Origin of the sequence: Streptomyces sp. NPDC057474 (assembly GCF_042802555.1) — a bacterium.
Lineage (GTDB): Bacteria > Actinomycetota > Actinomycetes > Streptomycetales > Streptomycetaceae > Streptomyces.
In genome coordinates, this window is the sequence record NZ_JBHVDX010000384.1 from 1 (window position 1) to 5,380 (window position 5,380).

The following is a 5,380-nucleotide window of genomic DNA, read 5'->3' on the forward strand; positions in this document are numbered from 1 at the left end:
GCGACGTGTGCTCGCGCCCGCGCTCCACGCGTGAGGTCCTGATCGGCCCCTGGGCCGTTCGACGGCGCCCCCGGCCCCGCTTCTCGGGACGGGGGCGCCGTCGTATGGTTCTGGCACGACTGTTCGAGAGATGACGGGGAGACACGGGGATGCCCGGACAGGACGACGACGAGCGCGAGTTCGACATCAAGTGGGCGGACAACGCCGAGCACAAGGAGCCCTCCGCGCGCGCCCGGATGCTGGCCGCGCGCTGGAAGGAGAACCCACCCACACCCCAGCCCTTCCGCGCCGACCCCGGCCCGGCCGGACCGCGCCGGTCGTCATGGGTGTCGACGGTGATCGTCTTCGGCTGCGTGGCGGGGCTGATCGCGCTGATCGGGTACATCAACTATCGGTCGTCGTACTGACCCTTTGCCCTGCTTGAGGCCGATCGCGACCGCTTCATGGGGATGCCCGGCGCACAATGGAAGGCGGGACGGGTGACTGCCTGAGTGCGGGGTGGTTCGGATGTCTGAGCGGTTCCGGAGTGATCCTCGGCTGGCCGTGCGCATGACGGTCACGCTGTTTCTGCTCGGGTTGTTGTACGTGGTGTTCGTGGCCGTGCTGATCGCGCTGCTGAAGTCCTGGGTGCTGGTCGTGGTGCTAGCGGCGGGGCTGCTGGGCGCGCAGTACTGGTTCTCCGACCGGGTCGCCCTGTACGCGATGCGCGGGCGGATCGTGGAGCGGGAGGAGTATCCGCTGCTGCACGGGGTCGTGGACCGGCTGTGCGCGGTCTCGGACGTGCCGAAGCCGCGGGTCGCGGTGGCGGACATGGAGATGCCGAACGCGTTCGCGACCGGGCGGAACGCCGATCACGCGGTGGTGTGCGTGACGACCGGGCTGCTCGGGCGGCTGGAACCGGACGAGCTGGAGGGTGTGCTCGCGCACGAGCTGTCCCATGTGGCGCACCGCGATGTCGCCGTCATGACGATCGCCTCGTTCCTCGGGGTGATCGCCGGACTCGTCGTACGGTTCGCCTTCTACTCACACATGTTCGGCGGGCGGCGGGACCAGAACACCGCCGTCGTGTTCAGTGTGATCATGGGCGTCTCCGCCGCCGTGTACGTCCTGAGTTTCCTGCTGATCCGGGTGCTGTCCCGGTACCGCGAGCTGGCCGCCGACAGGACGGGCGCCCTCCTCACCGGGCGACCCTCGGCGCTCGCCTCCGCCCTCACCAAGGTCACCGGGGACATCGCACGGATCCCGACCCGGGACCTGCGCACCTCGCAGGCCTTCAACGCCTTCTACTTCGCCCCCGCGCTCGGCGGCCGACCGCATCTGGCCCGCTTCTTCGCCACCCATCCCCCGCTGGAGCAGCGGCTCGACCAACTGGCCCGCATCTCGGCGGAGTTGGACGCGGCTTCCGCGCCGGAATCCGGGGGATTCGGGGGTTCCGGGGGTTCCGGGAGATTCGGGGGATCCCGGGGTTCCGGGGGATCCCGGGGTTCCGGGGGATTCGGGGGGTCTGAGGGATCCCGGGGTTCCGGGGGATTCGGGGGGTCTGAGGGATCCGGGGGGTCTGAGGGATCCGGGAAGGGGGGCTGAACCGGCATGGGGCTTCTGGACATCATCCTCGGCCGTACGAAGCCGGTAGCAGCCGACCTCGACCGGCTCTTCGCCCTCCCCTCGGCCGCCGTCACGCTGGAGGCGGCGGTCTCCCTCACCCCGACCGGCACGGGAGCGGTGTGCTTCGCGACCGTCGAGGGCGCGGCCTTCGACGGCGTACGACGGGAGGTGCGGGCCCTGCTCGACGCGGACGCGGGGCGGACCGGGCCGCCCGTCGGGATCGAGCGGGACGAGTACGGCTACTCGTGGCTGGTCTCCCGGCGGGATCCACGGGACCTGCCCGCACTGGTGAGCGATCTGCACGCGGTCAACAGCGCATTGGAGGGCGACGGGTTCGGGCCGCAGCTGCTGTGCTCGGTGGTCGGGTTCCGAGGAGAGGGCGAGGGAGAGGGGGAGGGGGAGGGAGAGGGCGGCGGTGCCCGGCTCGGGCTCGTCTATCTCTACAAGCGGGGGACCTTCTATCCGTTCGCGCCCACGCCGGGTGCGGGGCGGCGTAGGGACAACGCGCTGGAACTGCGGGTCCGGGCCGTGCTCGGGGACGAGCTGCGGATCGAGCCCGAGCTGAGCCGGTGGTTCCCGATCTGGGGTGCCCCGGGGCTGTGACCTGCCCCGGGACGCCCTGCCTGCTTGCTCGTCGCTCCGGCGGTGGACTCCTTCGCTACTTGCCCCTCCCGCCGCGCTCCTGCCGACGGGTCTCGGAAGGCCGTTCGCGGCGGTAGCGGCGTTCCCACTTCGCCTGCTGGTCACGGCGATCGCGGTACGCGCGGTAGGAGGCGGGTGCCGGGCCGCCGCTCGCCGGGGGTCCGGACGAGGACGCCGCCGACGAGCCTCCCCCCGTGCGGCCGTGGCGGACGTACAGGTAGAGCAAGGCGACTGCGGCGAGCCAGAGGACTTGGTTGGAGAAACCCATGACGACCAGTACCGCGGTCGCCGAAAGGATCAAGGTGCCCATGACGGGCCTCCTTGGGGCGTGGCGTGAGTGAGGACTGTGCGTGGAACTGATGCGTGCGTGTCCGACGGGGCGCCGGGGGTGGGGGCGGCCGTCCGTCGATGCGTAGAAGAGTAGCCCCGGGGCCGGAAAGTGATGCCTGTCCTGCGCGGGCCCGGTGTCCGAGGACTCCGCTGCGCGTATCCAGGATGCTCGTGTGACGGGTGCGGGGGCATCCCATTTATCGGGGATGCCGGCCCCATGGGATTCGAGGATCAGGATTGGGCGGCGACCCGTACCCGGGTGGACAAGCAGCTCCCGGCGGGCCGCCGCCTGCGGAACCGGGCGGGTCTGCACGGCGGTTGGACCTCGCGGATGCGTCGGCTGACGCTCGACGACGGGACGGGGCTCGTCCAGCGGTCGTTCGTGAAACCGTTCTTCCGGCTGCACGCTCCCGGGCTGTTGAACCGTGGGGCCGCGATACTCACCCTGCTCGCGTCGTACGACGACATCCCTACGCCCTGTCTGCACGCCATCGACCCGACCGTCGAACTCACCGACCATCCCTCTCTGTTGATGTCCCTGCTGCCAGGGTCCGTGCGGGTCGAGGAGGACGCCGGCCTGGAGGCGCGGCTCGACCTGCTCGCCGGGCAGCTCGCCCGGATCCACGCGGTCGTACCGGAGGAACGGCCTCGTACGTACCAGGCCTGGACCTCGCCCGAGCGGGTCACCACGCCCATGCTTCCTGCACCGGGACTTCCATCCGGGGAACGTTCTGTTCACAGGCACGGGCGCGGACGGTGGGCTGCGGATCGGCGGGGTCGTGGACTGGGTGGAGACCTCGTGGGGGCCGGCGGATCTCGATGTGTCCCACTGCTCGACCGCGTTGGCGCTGCCGTACGGGGCCGAGTACGGGTTCGGGTTCCGGAGCGGTACGAGGCTCGAGGTGGGCTTCAACTGGTCCAGGACCAGGACCACTTGTACTGGCGTCTGCTGGACGCGCTCGCCTACGCGCCCGACGCGGAGAAGGTCGCGGTGCCCTGGCGGGAGCTGGGGCGGACCGATCTGACGCCGGAAGTGCTGGGGACGCGGCTGGAGGCGTATGTGGGCGGGGTGTTGGAGCGGTACGCGTAGCGGGGCGGGGTCGGGCGGGGCTGGGGCGGATCGAGGGCGGGACCGGCCGGGGATTGATCGGCGGGGGGGACCTGTCGGGGACTGATCGGCAGCGGGAGCGGTCGGGAGCTGATCGGCGGCTGACCGGTGGCCGAGCCACGGTGCCGCCCGATTGTCAGTGGCGTCCGGAAGGATGCGGTCGAGGAGTCTGCACCTTCGACGGCATCGAGGAATCTGGGCCTTCGACGGTATTCGGGGCTTCAGAGGACGTGATCGGCTCAGGGCACGGCAGAGCTTCAGGGCCCGGGGGCTTCGATGACTTCGATGGCTCAGAGGCATCGGGGGCTCGGGGGTTTCCGGGCTACGGGGCTACGGGGCTACGGGAACGAACGCGGCGTACGGGTGGAGGCGGCGAGTATGGGTGACGGGCGGCGGTATGTCGGGGTGGCCGAGCGGCGGGCGCGGCTGGGGCTGCGGCAGCGGTTGGCCGGATCGGTGCGGGCGGCGGGCCCGGAGGAGGTGGCCGATTCGCTGGTCGCGCTGCACGGCTCGGATCCCGCGACGGTGCATCTCGCGGTGGGCGCGCGGCTCGCCGATCCGGTGCGGACGGTGGCCGAGACCGAGCGGGCGCTGTACGCGGACCGGACGCTCGTCCGGATGCACGGCATGCGGCACACCGTGTTCGTGTTCCCCACGGACCTGACGGCCGTGGTGCACGCCTCGACCGGCATCACGGTCGCCGCGAGGGAGCGGGCCACGCTGCTGAAGAACATGGCGGTGGCCGGAGCCCCGGACGCGGCCTGGTTGAAAGAGGTCGAGGAGTCGGCGCTGGCCGCGCTGTCCCGGCGCGGCCAGGCGACCGCGGCCGAACTCGCCGAGGACGAACCGAGGTTGCGGCAGCAGTTCGTGTATGCCGCCGGGAAGAGCTACGAGGGGATGCACACCGTCTCTACGCGGCTGCTGAAGGTGCTGGGGGTGGAGGGCCGAGTCGTACGGGGACGGCCGCTCGGCTCCTGGACGTCGAGCCAGTTCCGCTGGGCCGTGGCTCCCGCGCACCCCGAGCTGGACGTGGCCGAGGCCCAGGCGTCTTTGCTGGGCCGGTGGCTGGCGGCCTGCGGCCCGGCGACCGAGGCGGACCTGAAGTGGTGGACGGGGTGGCGTGTCACGGAGGTCCGCCGGGCGCTGGCGGCGATCGGGGCGCGGGCCGTGACGCTGGACGAGGGCACGGGGTACGTGACCGCCGACGACGAGGCGCCGGTCCCCGACCCCGCCGGGCCCTGGGCCGCCCTCCTCCCCGCCCTCGATCCGACGGCCATGGGCTGGCAGCAACGCGACTGGTACCTCGCCCCCGAACTCCGGCCCGCCCTCTTCGACTACAGCGGCAACGTCGGCCCGACGGTGTGGTGGAACGGCCGGGTGGTGGGCGGCTGGGCCCAGCGGTCGGGCGACGGGGAGATCATCTGGCGGGTGCTGGATGCGGAGGGGGTGGGGCGGGAGGGGAAGGAGGCGATCCGGGTGGAGGCTGCGCGGTTGCGGGGGTGGGTGGGGGCGACCAGGGTCACGCCGCGGTTCCGGACGCCGTTGGAGAAGGAGTTGGCGTGAATTCGCGGAAGAGCTCGGGGGAATCGGTGGTGTGGCGACCGCGGGTGCGTGGGGGCTGGTCGCGCAGTTCCCCGCGCCCCTAAAAGACCAGGCCCCTGCGGGCCTGGGAAGCACGGGGCGCAGCCCCTGCTT

General features: G+C 71.6%; 4 protein-coding genes and 2 pseudogenes. 5 read left to right on the forward strand and 1 reads right to left on the reverse strand.

The window, feature by feature from the left end; genetic code table 11:
• The first annotated feature begins 149 nt into the window (after window positions 1-149).
• From ACFU53_RS46315 to ACFU53_RS46325, 3 genes and pseudogenes are all read left to right on the forward strand, one after another.
• The gene (locus tag ACFU53_RS46315) at window positions 150-407 is read left to right on the forward strand and encodes a hypothetical protein (RefSeq protein ID WP_384006240.1); all 258 of its coding nucleotides are present in this window, start codon (window positions 150-152) and stop codon (window positions 405-407) included.
• A 100-nt stretch (window positions 408-507) separates the two neighbouring features.
• A pseudogene (htpX, locus tag ACFU53_RS46320) lies at window positions 508-1,410 on the forward strand (zinc metalloprotease HtpX); the annotation flags it as partial.
• A 180-nt stretch (window positions 1,411-1,590) separates the two neighbouring features.
• Window positions 1,591-2,208, forward strand: a complete 618-nt coding sequence (locus ACFU53_RS46325; RefSeq protein ID WP_384006242.1) for a hypothetical protein — start codon at window positions 1,591-1,593, stop codon at window positions 2,206-2,208.
• 55 nt (window positions 2,209-2,263) lie between these two features.
• Here ACFU53_RS46325 and ACFU53_RS46330 read toward each other — a convergent pair whose 3' ends face one another.
• Complete coding sequence (locus tag ACFU53_RS46330; protein ID WP_384006244.1) at window positions 2,264-2,557, reverse strand: hypothetical protein; 294 nt, start codon at window positions 2,555-2,557, stop codon at window positions 2,264-2,266.
• A 237-nt stretch (window positions 2,558-2,794) separates the two neighbouring features.
• On the opposite strand from ACFU53_RS46330, the pseudogene ACFU53_RS46335 reads away from it, so the two are divergent.
• Window positions 2,795-3,667: pseudogene (locus ACFU53_RS46335) on the forward strand (phosphotransferase family protein).
• 396 nt (window positions 3,668-4,063) lie between these two features.
• Complete coding sequence (locus ACFU53_RS46340) at window positions 4,064-5,248, forward strand: winged helix DNA-binding domain-containing protein (protein ID WP_384006246.1); 1,185 nt, start codon at window positions 4,064-4,066, stop codon at window positions 5,246-5,248.
• The last annotated feature ends 132 nt before the right edge of the window (window positions 5,249-5,380 follow it).

Bases quoted from the DNA above. Each gene is read 5' to 3' on its own strand.
- ACFU53_RS46315 (WP_384006240.1), top strand. From the start codon at position 150: ATGCCCGGACAGGACGACGACGAGCGCGAGTTCGACATCAAGTGGGCG.
- ACFU53_RS46325 (WP_384006242.1), top strand. From the start codon at position 1,591: ATGGGGCTTCTGGACATCATCCTCGGCCGTACGAAGCCGGTAGCAGCC.
- ACFU53_RS46330 (WP_384006244.1), bottom strand. From the start codon at position 2,557: ATGGGCACCTTGATCCTTTCGGCGACCGCGGTACTGGTCGTCATGGGT.
- ACFU53_RS46340 (WP_384006246.1), top strand. From the start codon at position 4,064: ATGGGTGACGGGCGGCGGTATGTCGGGGTGGCCGAGCGGCGGGCGCGG.